A 16,162-nucleotide genomic window follows, 5' to 3' on the forward strand; every position below is an offset into this window, starting at 1 on the left:
CCGTCATTCCAGAAAACGCCGCCAAGGGCAACGCTGCGATGCAGGCATGCAATCGGCATTGCGCGGCGCGGCGCGGCGGTGCAAGCTCGGGCTTGAAAAATCGCGGGGGCATGGTATGAGCATGCCGTAGCGGTAGTTTAATATTAAACTATATTGCCCGCAGGGAGATGAGGACCATGACCGACAGCCAAAAGGAAGCCACCCGTCAGGCGGCGCTCGATTATCACGCGCAGCCCCGGCCCGGGAAGCTGGAGATCCGCGCGACCAAGCCGATGGCCAATGGACGCGATCTGTCGCGCGCCTATAGCCCCGGCGTGGCGGAGGCCTGTTTGGAGATCAAGGCCGATCCGGCCAATGCCTCGAAATACACCACGCGGGGCAATCTGGTGGCGGTTGTCACCAATGGCTCGGCGGTTCTGGGGCTTGGCAATATCGGCGCGCTGGCCTCTAAGCCCGTGATGGAGGGCAAGGCGGTCCTTTTCAAGAAGTTCGCCAATATCGACTGTTTCGACATCGAAGTGAACGAGAGCGACCCGGAAAAGCTGGCGGCGATTGTCTGTGCGTTGGAGCCGACCTTTGGGGCGATCAACCTTGAAGATATCAAGGCACCGGATTGTTTCATCGTTGAACGAATTTGCCGTGAGCGGATGAATATTCCGGTATTCCATGACGATCAACATGGCACGGCAATCGTGGTGGGCGCGGCGGCCACCAATGCGTTGCATGTTGCGGGCAAGACGTTTGAGGAAATCAAAGTGGTCTCGACCGGTGGTGGGGCGGCGGGCATTGCCTGTCTCAACATGTTGGTCAAGCTGGGCGTGAAGCGCGAGAATATCTGGCTGTGCGATATTCACGGGCTGGTGCATGTGGGCCGTGAGGCAGACATGAACCGGGAAAAGGCGGCCTTTGCGCAGGCGACGGATTTGCGCAGCCTTGACGATGTCATCGCGGGCGCGGACCTGTTCCTTGGGCTATCGGGCGCGAATATCATGACGCCGGAGATGGTAAAGAAGATGGGCAAGCGGCCTATTGTCTTTGCTCTGGCCAACCCAAACCCCGAAATCATGCCAGATTTGGCGCGTGAGGCGGTGCCGGATGCGATTATTGCGACCGGGCGCTCGGATTTCCCAAATCAGGTCAATAACGTGCTGTGTTTCCCGTTCATTTTCCGGGGCGCGCTGGACGTGGGCGCAACCGAGATCAACGACGCAATGCAGGTGGCGTGTGTTCAGGGCATTGCAGAATTGGCACGCGCCTCGACCAGTGCAGAGGCGGCGGCGGCCTATCATGGCGAGCAGATGACATTCGGCGCGGATTACCTGATCCCCAAGCCGTTTGATCCGCGCCTGTCCGGGGTTGTGTCGACCGCCGTGGCGCGGGCGGCGATGGAGAGCGGCGTGGCGACGCGGCCGATGGCGGATCTGGAGGCCTATAAGGCGGGTCTGGATGCCAGCAAGTTCAAATCGGCGCTGCTGATGCGGCCGGTGTTTCAGGCGGCCTCCACCGCTTCGCGGCGCATCGTCTTTGCCGAGGGTGAGGATGAGCGGGTTTTGCGCGCGGCGCAGGCTATTCTGGAGGAAACGACAGAGCAGCCGATCCTGATCGGACGTCCCGAAGTGATCGCGCGGCGGTGCGAGCGGGCTGGGCTGTCGATCCGGCCAGAGCGGGATTTCAATATCGTGAACCCGCAGGATGACCCGCGCTATCGCGACTATTGGGAGACCTATCACGGGGTCATGGCGCGCAAAGGGGTCACGCCTGATCTGGCGCGGGCAATTATGCGCACCAATACCACCGCGATTGGCGCGGTAATGGTCTATCGCAATGAGGCCGATAGCCTGATCTGCGGCACCTTTGGCGAGTTCCGCTGGCATATGAAATATGTGACCAATGTTCTGGAAGACGTCAGCCGCCGTCCGCATGGCGCATTGAGCATGATGATCCTCGAAGACGGGCCGCTCTTTATTGCGGACACCCATGTGCGCGTGACGCCGAATGCGGCGCAATTGGCTGAGACCGCGATTGGTGCGGCGCGGCATGTTCGGCGGTTCGGCATTGCGCCCAAGGTGGCGTTTTGTTCGCAGTCGCAATTCGGCAACCAGCCGGATGAAGGTGCGGAAAGGTTGCGGCAGGCGATTGCGCTCTTGGATCAGGCGCCGCGCGATTTCACCTATGAGGGTGAGATGACGATTGATGCCGCCCTTGACCCCGAATTGCGCGAGCGGCTGTTGCCGGGCAACCGGATGCAGGGCGCGGCGAATGTGCTGGTCTTTGCCTATGCCGATGCGGCGTCGGGGGTGCGTAACATCCTCAAGATGAAAGCGGGCGGTCTGGAAGTGGGGCCGATCCTGATGGGGATGGGCAACCGGGCGCATATCGTCACGCCGTCGATCACCGCGCGGGGGCTGCTCAATATGGCGGCCATCGCGGGGACGCCGGTGGCGCATTACGGGTAGAATCAGGGTTTGCAGGCGAATTCTTTGCAGGTTTGCAAAGTCGCTGGCAATTTCCGGTGAGATGAACAAACAAAGCCGCTTTGCAAAAATTTGCAGGGCGGCTTTGATCATTTCTGCAAAATTTCTGCGGCCATCTGTCCCGTGCCCCTGCATGATGCTTGCCCCAAGGCAGGGTGATCCGTAACACATATTCAACGGATCGGAGGAGGATACCATGGGATACACTGAGGTTTACGAGCGGTCGCTTGCAGATCCCGAAGGCTTTTGGATGGAGGCGGCAGAGGCGATTGATTGGGTGAAGAAGCCCAGCAAGGCGCTGTTTGAGGCCAACGCGCCGCTCTATGAATGGTACAAGGATGCAGAGGTCAACACCTGCTGGAATGCGGTTGACCGGCATGTGGCGGCGGGGCGGGGCGCGCAGACCGCGATCATCCATGATAGCCCCGTGACAGGCATCAAGCAAAAGATCAATTATTCGCAACTGCGTAGCCGCGTGGCGCGGCTGGCAGGGGCGTTGCGCGCCCGAGGCGTGGAAAAAGGCGACCGCGTCATCATCTACATGCCGATGGTGCCCGAGGCATTGGAGGCGATGCTGGCCTGCGCGCGGCTGGGTGCCGTGCATTCGGTGGTGTTTGGCGGGTTTGCCGCGCATGAATTGGCGGTGCGGATCGACGATTGCCAGCCCAAGGCGATTATCGCCGCCTCTTGCGGGATCGAGCCGGGGCGGGTGGTGCATTACAAGCCGCTTTTGGATGGTGCGATTGAGCAATCCAGTCACAAGCCCGAGTTTTGCGTGATCTTTCAGCGCGAAGAAGAGGTGGCCAAGCTGATCGAGGGGCGCGATTACGATTGGCATGCGTTTCAATATGGGGTGGAGCCTGCGGACTGTGTGCCGGTGTCGGGCGATCATCCGGCCTATATCCTTTATACATCGGGCACCACCGGCGCACCCAAGGGCGTGATCCGTGCCACGGCAGGGCATTTGGTGGCGCTCAACTGGTCGATGAAGAACATTTATAACGTGAACCCCGGCGAGGCGTTCTGGGCCGCGTCCGATGTGGGCTGGGTCGTGGGGCACAGCTATATCTGCTATGGGCCTCTGATCCATGGCAACACGACGATTGTGTTCGAGGGCAAGCCGGTGGGCACACCCGATGCGGGCACGTTCTGGCGGGTGATGTCCGAACACAAAGTGCGCAGTTTCTTTACCGCGCCCACGGCGCTGCGGGCGATCAAGCGGGATGATCCCAAAGGCGAGCTGATCAAGAATTACGACATGTCGCATCTGCGCGCGCTTTACCTGGCAGGAGAGCGGGCCGATCCGGATACGATCGAATGGGCGCAGCGGGTGATGCAGGTGCCGGTCTATGACCATTGGTGGCAGACCGAAACCGGCTGGGCGATTGCGGGCAATCCGGCCGGCTGTGAGGCGCTGCCGGTCAAGATCGGGTCGCCGACGGTGGCGATGCCGGGCTATGACGTGCGGATTCTCGACGAGGGCGGGCATGAGGTGGCACCGGGCACCTTGGGCGCGATTGCGGTCAAACTGCCGCTGCCGCCGGGCACCCTGCCAACGCTGTGGAATGCTGAAGAGCGCTTTTGCAAATCCTATCTCAACACCTTTCCCGGCTATTACGAGACCGGCGATGCCGGGATGAAGGACGAGGACGGCTATCTGTGGATCATGGCGCGCACGGATGATGTGATCAACGTGGCGGGCCACCGTCTGAGCACTGGCGCGATGGAAGAGGTGCTGGCCAGCCATCCCGATGTGGCCGAATGTGCAGTGATCGGCGCGGCAGATGAGTTGAAGGGGCAAACGCCAGTCGGCTTTCTGTGTTTGACCAAGGGCGTTAACCGCGCGCATGAGGAGATCGTGAAAGAATGTGTCAAGCTGGTGCGTGACCAGATTGGCCCGGTCGCCGCGTTCAAGCTGGCAGTGGTGGTGGACCGGCTTCCCAAGACACGTTCGGGCAAGATCCTGCGGGCGATCATGGTCAAGATCGCAGACAGTCAGTCGTATAAAATGCCTGCAACCATCGACGATCCCGCCATTCTGGACGAGATCAAGAGCGCCCTGCAAAGCCTTGGTTTGGCGAAATAATCAAAAAAAGAGGGTTCCGGAGGAAGCCGGAACCCTCATCCCCCAGAAGGGACATCTGGAAGAAATGCTGTCTGGCGCGACGCACTCACAAACGTCAGGCCAGACAGCGAGACCGGCCGATAAGTTCCCGTCATGAAGTCCGGGTGGCACTTGACCGGTGTATCCCGCACAAAAGGGTAAGGGTTTGCGATAAGAAAAGGGCTTGGGACACCCCTACACGCGAGATACCCTTACTGTATGGCAGCTTGTGCGCGAAGGTTCTGTGAGGCATCTCACAGGAATGGTTAAAAAAGGAGTCTGGCAGATGTCAATTCGGGCCACGCCACAATGCGACGCACCGGGGCTGGTCGGCATTCTGGAGCGGCATGGCCGTGCGGTTGACTATCCCAAGGGCCAGATGATCTATGCAGCGGGTGCCCATGACAGCACAATGATGCTGATCCTCAAGGGGCGGGTCGAAATCAGCCGCAGTTCGGTTGATGGGCGGCGGTCTATTCTGACGCATCTGGGGCCGGGGGACATGCTGGGCGAGTTGGCGGCGCTGGATGGCGGCGCGCGCAGTGCTGATGCGGTGGCGGCCACCGCAGTGCGGGGCCGTATTCTGGAGGGGGCGCTGGTGTTGCAACGCCTGCGCGAGGAACCCGACGCGGCGCTCGACGTGATCGGCATGCTGTGCCAGCGTCTGCGCCAGACCTCGGGGATGTATACTGCGCATGTGTTGGCGGATGGTCAGGCGCGTCTGGCGCGGCTATTGCTGCATCTGTCGGAAAAATGGGGCGAGACCTTGCCGGGGGGCAAGTTGCGGTTGGCAGAGCGGTTTTCGCAATCGGATCTGGGTGATCTGGTCGGGCTGAGCCGCGAGAGTGTGAACCGGCAGATTCGCGATTGGGAACAGGCCGGTTTGATCGAACGACAGGGCATGGGCATCGTGCTCTGTGATCCGGCGGCATTGGCGCGCACGGCGGAGCGGGCGGAATGAGGCGTATTCTGGCCCTGCTGATCGGACTGTTGGCAGCGCCCACTGTGGCGCAGGAGGGCGGCATGCTGGAGTATATCCCACCCCCGGCTGAGAACTGGCGCTATGTCAGCGATCAGGTGATGGGGGGCGTGTCCGAGGGGCAGGCTCAGATCGCGGGTCCAGAGGGGGCACGGTATCTGCACCTGAGCGGCACGGTGAGCACGGCCAACCGGGGCGGTTTCATTCAAATACGCGGCGATTTGGTGACGCCTCTGCCCGAAGGTGCGCAGGGCGTTGTGGTGCGCGTCAAGGGCAATGGCGAGGGCTATTTCATCCATCTGCGCACGCGCGGCACGATGCTACCCTGGCAATATTATCAGGCCCCGATCCCAAGCGGAGCGGCGTGGCAAGAGCTGCGCGTGCCCTTTACCGTCTTTCGCGCCTCGGGGGCGATGCTGCGGGATGTGCCGCGTGCGGGCGATATCAAGAGCCTGGCAGCGGTGGCCTATGGGCGGGATCATCAGGCCGATCTATCGTTTCAGTGGCTTGGGGTGTATTGATGTATTTTGTAAATAAAGTGGCTTATTTCAGGGGATAGTTCCACAATAAAGTTCGATTAGGTAAACTGCTCACGCAGTAACCGCTCTTCCAGGCCATGGCCCGGATCGAACAGGATGCGATGCTTGATGCGGTTTTCCGAGCGGATCTCGACCCAGAGCACGTTTTCAACCCAGCGACTGTCGGCGTCGGCCATGACCGGGCGTTTCTCGGGATCGACCACATCGAACCGCACCACGGCGGTCTTGGGCAAGAGCGCGCCGCGCCAGCGACGGGGGCGGAATGCCGCCACCGCCGTCAGCGCCAGCACATCCGAGCCAATAGGCAGGATCGGGCCATGGGCGCTGTAGTTATACGCGGTCGAGCCTGCCGGAGTGGCGACAAGCGCGCCGTCGCACACGAGTTCCTCGAGGCGCAGGCGCCCGTCGATGGTGATGCGCAACTTGGCCGCTTGCGGGCCGGCGCGCAGGAGCGAGACTTCGTTGATTGCCAATGCCTCGTGCAGGGTGCCGTCGAGGGATTCGGCGCGCATGGCCAGCGGGTTGATCACCTCTTCTGCGGCGGCGACGAGGCGCTCGATCAGGTCTGTTTCGCTGTATTCGTTCATCAAAAAGCCAACGGTGCCGCGATTCATGCCGTAAACGGGAATATCGAGCGCCTGTGTGCGGTGGAGCGTGTGCAGCATGAAGCCATCACCACCAAGCGCCACGATCACATCGGCCTCATCCTCGGGCGCATGACCAAAGCGGCTGGCAAGGGTGGCGCGCGCGGTCTGGGCGATGGGCGCATCGCTGGCGACGAAGGCGATCTTGCGGGGCATGGGGTGTCCTGTTTCCAAAAGGCGATGGCATGCGGCGGATCGAACCATAATTCCCCCGCCAAGACCAGCCATGCCGGTGATACAGGTGAAATCGTCGCTTTACATTCTTTCAAACCGGACGAGTTTCCTTTAGGAAAATGACCAATTCACCCCTTTCCGGAGTTGCCCCTATGCCCCATGACGGACACCAGCCTGTTGCAGATCAAGGCTTTTTCACCGAATCTCTGGCCTCACGCGATCCCGACCTCTTTGGTGCGATCCGCTCTGAACTGGGGCGGCAGCGCGACGAGATCGAGCTGATCGCGTCTGAAAACATCGTCTCTGCCGCCGTGATGGAAGCGCAGGGCAGCGTGATGACCAACAAATATGCCGAAGGCTATCCCGGCAAGCGCTATTATGGCGGCTGCCAATATGTTGATATCGCGGAAAATCTGGCGATCGAGCGGGCTTGCGCATTGTTTGGCTGTAGCTTTGCCAACGTTCAGCCCAATTCCGGCTCGCAGGCCAATCAGGGCGTCTTCACGGCGCTGTTGCAGCCGGGCGATACGATCCTTGGCATGAGCCTTGATGCGGGCGGTCACCTGACCCATGGGGCAGCGCCGAACCAATCGGGCAAATGGTTCAACGCCATTCAATACGGCGTGCGGCGCGAGGACAATCTGATTGACTACGATCAGGTGCAAGCGCTGGCGACCGAGCATCAGCCCAAGCTGATCATCGCGGGCGGATCGGCCATTCCGCGCCAGATCAATTTTGCCCGGATGCGCGAGATTGCCGATAGCGTTGGGGCCTATCTGCTTGTTGATATGGCGCATTTTGCCGGTCTGGTGGCCGCCAAAGAGCATCCGAGCCCGTTCCCCCATGCACATGTGGCCACCACCACGACGCATAAGACATTGCGCGGTCCGCGCGGTGGCATGATCCTGACCAATGACGAGACGCTGGCCAAGAAATTCAACTCGGCGATTTTCCCCGGTATTCAGGGTGGTCCGCTGATGCATGTGATTGCGGCCAAGGCTGTGGCCTTTGGCGAGGCGCTGCGCCCGGAGTTCAAGAGCTATATCCAGCAGGTGATCCGCAATGCGCAGGCGCTGTCGGATCAGCTGATCAAGGGCGGGTTGGACACGGTGACGCATGGCACGGATACGCATGTGTTGCTGGTCGACCTGCGCCCCAAAGGCGTGAAAGGCAATGACACCGAAAAGGCGTTGGGCCGCGCACATATCACCTGCAACAAGAATGGTGTGCCGTTCGATCCCGAGAAACCGACCGTAACCAGCGGCATTCGCTTAGGCTCGCCTGCGGGGACGACGCGCGGGTTTGGAGAGGCGGAATTCCGTCAGATCGCGGATTGGATTATTGAGGTGGTTGATGGGCTGGCGGCCAACGGGGCCGATGGAAATGGCGCGGTCGAAGCCAAGGTGAAAGCCGAGGTCGAGGCGCTGTGCAAGCGGTTCCCGCTCTATCCGAACCTCTGATTTCTGCGCAGGAACATGCCCCGCGTGAGCCAAGGCTTGCGCGGGGTTTCCATTTTATTTCAGGATATTGGTGGGCGCTTTTAAAGCGGGGATTGCGAGCGGATCAGCGCATAGATCAAACCTGCGAGAAGCATCAGGTTAAGTACGATCCCCCCGACGAGGCGCAGAACGGCGGTCTTGCGCGCCTCGTGTGGGTCGAGCGTATCCAGATAGGCGTGCAGATCCGAAAAGGCGCGATCAACTTGGCCCATGTCGAGCACGCGGGCGAGTTTGGCATGGGCCATCCAATCCTGTGCGCCCAGAACAATTGCCCCGGCGCGGCGCTGACGGCGGGGCAAGCGCCGCCCGGCACGGCGCAATTGCCGTTCAAGCGTGGGACCGCGCAGGCGCATCCGGTCTGTTAGGGCCTGCTGTAGCCGCGTAGTCTTGGTATTAAATTCTTCTGTATCAATCACTTGGAAATCCCTCTTGAGGTAGTTTACCGCTTGCTGGGCTACGCGGCAATAGGGCTGGAAACGCTGTGATTGTGGCGGTATGAGGGGATATGTTGAACCGGATCGAACATGGCGCGCCGACTGAGCGGCCGGGATTGGTGATTGTGCATGGGCTCTACGGGTCTGCGCGCAATTGGGGGGTCATTGCCAAGCGGCTGTCGGATACGCGCCATGTGATCGCGGTGGATATGCGCAATCACGGCGCAAGCCCTTGGTTTGAAACGCATTCCTATGAGGATATGGCTGTCGATCTGGCTGAGGTGATCAAGGGGTTGGACGGCCCATATGATGTGCTGGGCCATTCAATGGGCGGCAAGGCGGCGATGGTGCTGGCGCTGACGCAACCGGCCTTGGTCAATCGGCTGATCGTTGCGGATATTGCGCCGGTGTCCTATGGCCACAGTCAGGTGCAGTATATCAAGGCGATGCAGGCGGTCGATCTGGCAACGGTTGAGCGAAGGTCAGACGCGGCCGCGCAATTGCAGGCCACGGTGGACAATCCGGCGCTGGTGCCGTTTTTCCTTCAGGCGTTGGATGTGGCGGAAAAGCGGTGGTTGCTGAACCTAGAAACGCTGGCGCGCGAGATGCCGAAGATCCTGAGCTTTCCGGATATTTCAGGGCCTTATGAGGGGAAGGTGATGTTTCTCACTGGGGCAGACTCGGCCTATGTGACCCGCGAGCACCGCGACCGGATCAAGGCGCTGTTCCCTGCGGCACAGTTTGCCAAAATTCCCGGTGCGGGCCATTGGCTCCATGCCGAAAAGCCGCGCGAGTTTGAGGCGGCGGTGCGCACCTGGTTGGGCTGAGCGGCACCTTGGTTCAGCGCAGTTCGTAAAGCTTTCTGGCCACGATGTAGGACACCGGGAAGGCAGCGATAAATCCCAGAAGGGCGGCGACCAGGATCGGTTTCAGCGTGTCCTGTCCCATGACGAGGGCTGCGATCACCGCAGAGCCAGAGAGCGTGGAGCCGATGAAAAGATGCAGGATGAGGCCGAGGCGTAACATGGCGGAGACTTTCCCTTTTGGTGCGTTCGTTGATGGTACCGCACCTCCATTGAGCGGGCCTTGATCTGGGTCAGGGACTGCTTCTGAACATGAAAAAACCCGCCGGAGAGTGATCCGGCGGGTTCCATTTTAGCGTTTGCGGTTCAGGCCGCTGCTATTCCTGTTGCCCCATGAACATCAGCAGGAACTGGAACATGTTCAGGAAGCTGATGTAGAGGCTCAGCGCACCGTCGTAGGCGGATTTGTCCAACCATTCCTGATCCCCATGTGCCGCGTGGGCGACATAGGTGTTCTTGATCTCTTGCGTGTGGAACGCGGTAAGACCGGCGAAGATCAAGAGGCCGATGGCCGAGATGGCGAACATCATGGCCGGGCTTTGCAGGAAAATGTTGATTACCATGGCGACAACAAGGCCGATCACGCCCATGATGAGGAAAGAGCCCCAACCCGAGATGTCCTTTTTCGTGGTGTAGCCAAAGAGCGAGAGACCCGCAAAGGCGATGGCGGTCACGATAAAGGTCTGGACGATCGAGAAGCTGGTGAACATCAGGAAGATCGAGCTCATCGAAATACCGATGAGTGCGGCGAAGGCGAAGAAGCCAAGCTGCACGGCGGCAGCCGAAGCCCGACGCACGAGCGCGCCCCAACCAAGGAAGATGAACGCCAGCGGGGCCAGCATCACCACCCACTTGAGCGGCGAAAGGTAAAGCGCTGCGCCAAGGCCCGTCAGCATCTTGCCATTGGGAAGTTGTGCGGCGGCGGCGGAAGGATCGGTTGTCACGGCAAGCCCCGCGATGGCCCATGCCGCAAGCGCCGTTATGAGCATGCCCACGGACATCGTGCCGTAGACCTTGTTCATGTGCGCGCGTAGGCCCGCGTCAATCTGGGCGGTGCGTGTGCCCGTCGCCGTCCGGATCGTGTTTAACTCTGCCATGTAACCCTCCGATATGTGAATGGCGATCCCGTTGTGGGACATTGCCAGTAATATCGGTAGGCCTGTCCGACATTTCAAGCGTTCATGCTTGTTTTAGACAGGTTTTATGCGGGGATTTTTGGCGCGCGCTTGACGCGAGAGGCGGTATCGCGGCGCGGCACCTCAGATATCCGTGGGGCGGCCGTGTCAGGGCGGGCCCTGACACTGTGCTTGAGCAGGTCAGCAATGCAGCCGACGGGGCAAATCCCAGAAGGGGCGGCTTGCTTCGCGCAGCGCGGCTTCGCGGGTTAGACCAAGGTCTTCAAGCGCGGCATCGTCGAGCCGATAGAGGGCGCGGCGCTGTGTCCAGACAGCCAGCATCTCGGCAAGCCGCGGGGCGCGCAGGGCGGACCGGAGGACGGAGGTTTGGGCATGGACGGTCATGGTCTTTCCTTTCCCTTTGGTGATGTGGCTTGGGGTTTTCATTTCGGATGTTGATCTTTTGCCCGGATTCGTTCAATTTTGAAAATGAATGTTTGGCCGACTCATCATCAAGGAATGTGATATATGCGAAACCTCGACATCACTACGTTGCGCTCGTTGGTGGCGGTGGCCGACCATGGCGGTGTGACGCGCGCGGCGACGGCGTTGAATCTGACGCAATCAGCCGTCTCGATGCAGATCAAGCGGTTAGAGGAAATGCTGGATCTTACGCTTTTAGAGCGCGCCAATCGTCGGGTGTCATTGACCGCGCCGGGTGAGCAATTGGTGGGCTATGCGCGGCGTATGCTCGATCTGAATGACGAGGTGATGGGGCGGCTGACCGAAGAGACATTCGAGGGGGAATTGGCGCTCGGTGTGCCGCATGACATCGTTTATCCGGTGGTTCCACGTGTGCTCAAGCAGTTCAACGCGGCCTTTCCACGGGTCAAGGTCAACCTGCGCTCATCCAGCACGCTGCGGCTGCGCGAGGCGCTTGCGCGGGGGGAGGTGGATGTGATCCTGACCACCGAGGAAGGCGTGGGCGAGGGGGGCGAGACCTTGACGCAGATGAATCTGCGCTGGACCGGTGCGCAAGGCGGCGTGTCGTGGAAGCGACGCCCGCTGCGGTTGGCGTTTTGCCGTCAGTGCATTTTCCGGCCCATCGTGCTGCGCAAGCTGGATGCGGCGGGCGTGGATTGGGAGTTGGCGGTTGATTCCGAGGATGATCGCGCGGTTGAGGCATTGGTGAGCGCCGATCTGGCGGTTGGGGCGCTGCTCGAGAGCAGCATCCCGCCACATCTCGAGGCGATCCATCCCGGCGGGGCGCTGCCGGATCTGGGGATTCAAAAGATCAACCTGTACGGCAATGCGGGCCGCGATGCGGTGCGCGCCGAATTGATGCGGATGTTGCGGCAGGGATTTGGCGCGCTGACATCGCCGGTGCTTATGTCAGCGTGACCACGACCTTGCCGGTCGATTTGCGCAAGCGCAGCAGATCAAGCGCCTCTGCGGCCTGTTCAAGCGGCAAAAGATGCGAGACATGCGGGCGCAAGCGCCCGGCTGCATACCAGTCAAAGAGGGTGGCCATGCTCTGGGTTACCACCTCGGGGCGGAATTTGAGATAGCCGCCCCAATAGAGGCCCATCACAGTGATATTCTTAACCAGAAGGTGATTGGCGGGGATTTGTGGCACATCGCCAGAGGCAAAGCCGATCGTCAGGATGCGCGCTTCGGGGTTGCAGGCGCGCAGTGCGGCGGTGAATTGATCGCCCCCCACCGGATCATAAACCACATCGACGCCGCCAAGCGCGCGGCAGACATCGCGGATATCTTGGGTTGCCGCGTCGATCAGGTGATCGGCCCCGGCCTCTTGGGCCACGGCGAGTTTGTCGGCGCCGCGAGCACAGGCGATCACACGCGCGCCCATCTGCTTGCCGATTTCAACAGCCGTGAGGCCCACACCCCCGGCGGCCCCCAGAACCAACAGGGTTTCCCCCGGTTGCAGCCGCGCCTTGTGATCCAGCGCAACGTGGCTGGTGCCATAGGCCACTTGAAAGGCCGCTGCATCGGCAAAGCTCATGGCATCGGGCAGGGGCACCGCGCGGGCGGCGGGAAAACAGCCATAGTCTGCAAGCCCGCCCTGACCGCCAAAGACCGCGATGCGGGTGCCGGGGGCGGGGCCATCGGTGCCGGGGCCAAGGGCGTCAACCGTGCCTGCCACCTCCATTCCTAGGGTAAAGGGCGGTTCTGGCGTGTCCTGATAGGCCCCCTTGATCATCAGCAGATCCGCAAAGTTGAGCCCGCAGGCCGCGATCCGCACTCTGATTTCGCCCGGACCCGGGGTTGGCCGGGGCAGATCGGTCAAGAGGGGCTCTGCGCCCTTCGCGGGCAGGTGGTAGGCGCGCATGTTGAACCCTTGTGATTCTGACGAGGCGAGATAAAACTATGATCGTGGTTAGACGAATTCGATTCGCCCTGTCAAACCTGTGCAAGCCAAGCACAAAAAGTGGAAAACACCCTATCCAAAAGGATAGGTGCCCGCTTAGATTGTGTTTCATTGGGATAGGTCACGCAAATGGATAGCGATATTTCTTGAATTTTAACACCATCTTGGTAGGGTCTGGCACGCGCTGCTGGGATGCGTGGCGTCTTGCTCGGGGCATTTGTTTCGGGTGATCGAATTACGGTAATTCTCAGAGTAGGTAAGAAGGAACACTATATGCCGCACCCCGTTGATGTGCACGTCGGCAAACGTATTCGGCACCGCCGCTGGCTGGTGGGAATGACCCAGCAGCAGCTGGCAGAGAGCGTCGGAATCAAATTTCAACAGATTCAAAAATATGAGACAGGTGCGAACCGCGTAAGCGCGTCGCGGCTCTGGGACATTGCCGAATCGCTGGATGTCGAGATCAGCTTTTTCTTTGAAGGCCTGGATCAAGAGGGCGGTGTGGAGCGCGAAAAGAGCGATCCAGCACGGGCCGACCTGATGGGCGACAAAGAGGCGCTGGATCTGGTGCGTTCGTATTACGCCATTCCCGAAAACCAGCGTCGGCGTTTGTTCGACCTTGCCCGGGTTTTGAGCGAGGTGGCTTGAGCCGAGCCGGCCTTGGGTCTATCCCTCTGCGCAAGCGGTAGGAAAGGCGGGCCGGAATGGACAAGACAGATATCGTCAGGACAGCCCACGCTGTGGCAGATGCCGCGCGTGAGGCTGTTTTGCCGTTTTTTCGCAGTGCCGGGCTGACGGCGGATAACAAGCTGCCTGAGGGGCGGTTTGATCCGGTGACAGAGGGCGACCGTGCCACCGAACGTGCCATGCGCGAGGTTCTGCGGCGGTTGCGTCCGCAGGATGGAATCCTTGGCGAGGAATATGGCGCGGTTTCGGGCACCAGCGGCCTGACATGGGTGCTGGACCCAATCGACGGCACGCGGGCATTTATGTCTGGGGCCCCGACATGGGGCGTGCTGATCGCGGTTTCTGACGAGACTGGCCCGATCTATGGGATTATCGACCAGCCCTATATTGGCGAGCGGTTTGAAGGCGGCTGGGGCACGGCACGGATGACCGGGCCGATGGGCGCGCGGGATCTGCGGGTGCTGGGCGCGCGGGCCTTGTCGGATGCGATCGTCTTTACCACATTTCCAGAGTTGGGCAGCCCGGCAGAGGCCGCAGGCTTTGCCGAGGTCGCGGCCTGCGCGAAGTTAACGCGCTATGGGCTTGATTGTTATGCATATTCTCTTGTTGCGGCGGGGCATGTCGATCTGGTGATCGAGGCTGGTTTGGCGGCCTATGATATTCAGGCACCGATTGCCGTGATCGAGGCGGCGGGCGGTATTGTCACCGACTGGCAGGGCGGCCCTGCACATCAGGGTGGGCGGGCGATTGCCGCCGCCGGGCGCGCGCAGCATGAGGCGGCGCTGGAGATATTGTCGAAAGTGGTGTGAGGCGGGCAGTCGCTGGGCCGGGGACGGCCCGGCGATCGCGTGGCACCCTTCGGGCTTGATTCCGCGCGGGGCGCTTTGTGCAAGCGTTGACAAAAGGTCAGATACGCACCGCCTTGCCCGCCACCCAAACGCCGGCAATGGCGCGGTCGTCGCCCATCATGATCGTGGGAAAGAGCGCCTCCCAGATGTCGTTTGCTTGCGCGCTGCGTTGCGCGATGGCGGGGGTTGAGGCGAGATCGAGGGCAACCAGATCGGCCTCCATTCCCGGTGCGATAGTGCCGATATGCGCGCCCATGTGCAGCGCCTTTGCCGAACCTGCGGTGGCGAGCCAGAGAAGCTGTGCCGGGTGCAGTGCTGTGCCGGTCAATTGCCCGATTTCATAGGCGGCGGCCATGGTGCGCAGCATGGAAAAGGACGAGCCCCCGCCGGTGTCGGTGGCAAGGCCCACACGCTGCCCTTCGGCCACACGCGCGGCAAGATTGAAGCAGCCCGATCCGATAAAGGTGTTGGAGGTGGGGCAATGGATGAGGGCTGCGCCCATCTCGCGCAGGCGGTCGCGCTCGCGCGTCTCAAGGTGGATGGCGTGGCCATAAAGCCCGCGCGCCCCCAAAAGGCCGTGCGATTCGTAGGTGTCGAGATAATCGCGCGCCTCAGGGTAGAGGGATTTGACCCAGGCGACCTCGTCCACCTGCTCGGACAGGTGGGTTTGCATCAGGCATTCGGGGTATTCCGACCAGAGCGCACCCAAGGCCGCAAGCTGATCCGGCGTTGAAGTGGGCGAGAACCGGGGCGTGATGGCGTAAGAGAGCCGGTCCACGCCTTGCCAGCGTTCCAGCAGTGCTTTGCTGTTGTCATAGGCCGATTGCGCGGTGTCGCGCAGCCCCTCGGGCGCGTTGCGATCCATACAGGTCTTGCCCGCCACGGCGCGCAGGCCACGCGCCTGCGCCGCCTCGAAAAACGCGGTCACGCTGGCGGGATGGATGGTGGCGTAGCTGGCACAGGTGGTGGTGCCATGGGCGAGCATGAGGTCGAAATAGCGGCCCGCGATGTCGGCTGCATATGCGGGATCGGCAAAGCGCATTTCTTCGGGAAAGGTATAGGTGTTGAGCCAGTCGATCAGGCGTTTGCCCCAACTGGCGATGATCGCGGTCTGGGGGTAATGCACATGCGCATCGACAAACCCGGCGCTGATGAGGCGGCTGCCCATGTTGGTCACGGTGGCCTGTGGGGCCTGCGCGCGTAGCTCCTGCGCGGTGCCGACGGCAGCGATCCGGCCATTTTCGATCAAGAGCGCCTCATGCAGGGTCGAGGCCCCGGCGGGGTCGCCGTCGAACGGTGAACGATCGAAGGCGAGAACTTGGCCGGTGATCAGGGTGAGTGACGACATTTGCCCCCCGTGGGCTAAGGATTGCGCAGGGGGCAGGATAAGGGGGCACAAGGCCGGGGTAAATC

Annotated in this window: 16 protein-coding genes; 9 read left to right on the forward strand and 7 right to left on the reverse strand. The window is 61.1% G+C overall.

Going from position 1 to position 16,162, the window contains the following annotated elements:
• The first annotated feature begins 176 nt into the window (after positions 1-176).
• The 4 genes from ROSMUCSMR3_RS18780 (at position 177) to ROSMUCSMR3_RS18795 (ending at position 6,078) form a co-directional block, all read left to right on the forward strand.
• Positions 177-2,456 carry an NADP-dependent malic enzyme gene (locus tag ROSMUCSMR3_RS18780; RefSeq protein WP_081508351.1) on the forward strand — a complete coding sequence of 760 codons (2,280 nt, stop codon included), beginning with the start codon at positions 177-179 and terminating at the stop codon, positions 2,454-2,456.
• Positions 2,457-2,670: 214 nt separating this feature from the next.
• Positions 2,671-4,560, forward strand: a complete 1,890-nt coding sequence (prpE, locus tag ROSMUCSMR3_RS18785) for a propionate-CoA ligase PrpE (RefSeq protein ID WP_081508352.1) — start codon at positions 2,671-2,673, stop codon at positions 4,558-4,560.
• A 304-nt stretch (positions 4,561-4,864) separates the two neighbouring features.
• Entirely contained in the window at positions 4,865-5,539 is a 675-nt protein-coding gene (locus ROSMUCSMR3_RS18790) for a Crp/Fnr family transcriptional regulator (RefSeq protein WP_081508353.1), read from the forward strand.
• Complete coding sequence (locus tag ROSMUCSMR3_RS18795; RefSeq protein WP_081508354.1) at positions 5,536-6,078, forward strand: CIA30 family protein; 543 nt, start codon at positions 5,536-5,538, stop codon at positions 6,076-6,078. Before ROSMUCSMR3_RS18790 ends, ROSMUCSMR3_RS18795 begins: the two co-directional genes overlap by 4 nt.
• Before the next feature lie 56 nt (positions 6,079-6,134).
• Here ROSMUCSMR3_RS18795 and ROSMUCSMR3_RS18800 read toward each other — a convergent pair whose 3' ends face one another.
• Positions 6,135-6,896, reverse strand: coding sequence for an NAD kinase (locus tag ROSMUCSMR3_RS18800; protein ID WP_008282050.1), 762 nt, complete (start codon positions 6,894-6,896; stop codon positions 6,135-6,137).
• A 170-nt stretch (positions 6,897-7,066) separates the two neighbouring features.
• Here ROSMUCSMR3_RS18800 and glyA point away from each other — a divergent pair, with 170 nt between their 5' ends.
• The gene (gene glyA / locus ROSMUCSMR3_RS18805) at positions 7,067-8,374 is read left to right on the forward strand and encodes a serine hydroxymethyltransferase (RefSeq protein ID WP_008282051.1); all 1,308 of its coding nucleotides are present in this window, start codon (positions 7,067-7,069) and stop codon (positions 8,372-8,374) included.
• An 80-nt stretch (positions 8,375-8,454) separates the two neighbouring features.
• Here the strand turns inward: glyA and ROSMUCSMR3_RS18810 are convergent, their stop codons facing one another.
• Positions 8,455-8,829, reverse strand: a complete 375-nt coding sequence (locus tag ROSMUCSMR3_RS18810; RefSeq protein WP_081508355.1) for a hypothetical protein — start codon at positions 8,827-8,829, stop codon at positions 8,455-8,457.
• Positions 8,830-8,918: 89 nt separating this feature from the next.
• Here ROSMUCSMR3_RS18810 and ROSMUCSMR3_RS18815 point away from each other — a divergent pair, with 89 nt between their 5' ends.
• Positions 8,919-9,674 (forward strand): alpha/beta fold hydrolase, encoded by a 756-nt coding sequence (locus ROSMUCSMR3_RS18815; protein WP_081508356.1) that lies wholly within the window; start codon positions 8,919-8,921, stop codon positions 9,672-9,674.
• Between the two features lie 13 nt (positions 9,675-9,687).
• On the opposite strand, the gene ROSMUCSMR3_RS18820 is transcribed toward ROSMUCSMR3_RS18815, so the two are convergent.
• From ROSMUCSMR3_RS18820 to ROSMUCSMR3_RS18830, 3 genes are all read right to left on the reverse strand, one after another.
• Complete coding sequence (locus tag ROSMUCSMR3_RS18820) at positions 9,688-9,873, reverse strand: CTP synthetase (protein ID WP_081508357.1); 186 nt, start codon at positions 9,871-9,873, stop codon at positions 9,688-9,690.
• 154 nt (positions 9,874-10,027) lie between these two features.
• Positions 10,028-10,807: a Bax inhibitor-1/YccA family protein gene (locus ROSMUCSMR3_RS18825; RefSeq protein ID WP_008282055.1), complete on the reverse strand. Its 780-nt coding sequence runs from the start codon at positions 10,805-10,807 to the stop codon at positions 10,028-10,030.
• Between the two features lie 219 nt (positions 10,808-11,026).
• Positions 11,027-11,230 (reverse strand): DUF1127 domain-containing protein, encoded by a 204-nt coding sequence (locus ROSMUCSMR3_RS18830; RefSeq protein WP_037298278.1) that lies wholly within the window; start codon positions 11,228-11,230, stop codon positions 11,027-11,029.
• A 123-nt stretch (positions 11,231-11,353) separates the two neighbouring features.
• On the opposite strand from ROSMUCSMR3_RS18830, the gene ROSMUCSMR3_RS18835 reads away from it, so the two are divergent.
• The gene (locus ROSMUCSMR3_RS18835; RefSeq protein ID WP_008282057.1) at positions 11,354-12,226 is read left to right on the forward strand and encodes a LysR family transcriptional regulator; all 873 of its coding nucleotides are present in this window, start codon (positions 11,354-11,356) and stop codon (positions 12,224-12,226) included.
• Here the strand turns inward: ROSMUCSMR3_RS18835 and ROSMUCSMR3_RS18840 are convergent.
• The gene (locus ROSMUCSMR3_RS18840) at positions 12,213-13,175 is read right to left on the reverse strand and encodes an NADPH:quinone oxidoreductase family protein (RefSeq protein ID WP_008282058.1); all 963 of its coding nucleotides are present in this window, start codon (positions 13,173-13,175) and stop codon (positions 12,213-12,215) included. The genes ROSMUCSMR3_RS18835 and ROSMUCSMR3_RS18840 overlap by 14 nt on opposite strands.
• A 312-nt stretch (positions 13,176-13,487) precedes the next feature.
• On the opposite strand from ROSMUCSMR3_RS18840, the gene ROSMUCSMR3_RS18845 reads away from it, so the two are divergent.
• Together ROSMUCSMR3_RS18845 and ROSMUCSMR3_RS18850 are read left to right on the forward strand one after the other, a co-directional pair.
• Entirely contained in the window at positions 13,488-13,862 is a 375-nt protein-coding gene (locus ROSMUCSMR3_RS18845; protein WP_008282060.1) for a helix-turn-helix domain-containing protein, read from the forward strand.
• A 56-nt stretch (positions 13,863-13,918) separates the two neighbouring features.
• Positions 13,919-14,710, forward strand: a complete 792-nt coding sequence (locus ROSMUCSMR3_RS18850; RefSeq protein ID WP_081508358.1) for an inositol monophosphatase family protein — start codon at positions 13,919-13,921, stop codon at positions 14,708-14,710.
• A 97-nt stretch (positions 14,711-14,807) separates the two neighbouring features.
• Here the strand turns inward: ROSMUCSMR3_RS18850 and guaD are convergent, their stop codons facing one another.
• The gene (gene guaD, locus ROSMUCSMR3_RS18855) at positions 14,808-16,097 is read right to left on the reverse strand and encodes a guanine deaminase (RefSeq protein WP_081508359.1); all 1,290 of its coding nucleotides are present in this window, start codon (positions 16,095-16,097) and stop codon (positions 14,808-14,810) included.
• Positions 16,098-16,162 lie beyond the last annotated feature (65 nt).

The sequence above is a fragment of the Roseovarius mucosus genome, assembly GCF_002080415.1.
Lineage (GTDB): Bacteria > Pseudomonadota > Alphaproteobacteria > Rhodobacterales > Rhodobacteraceae > Roseovarius > Roseovarius mucosus_A.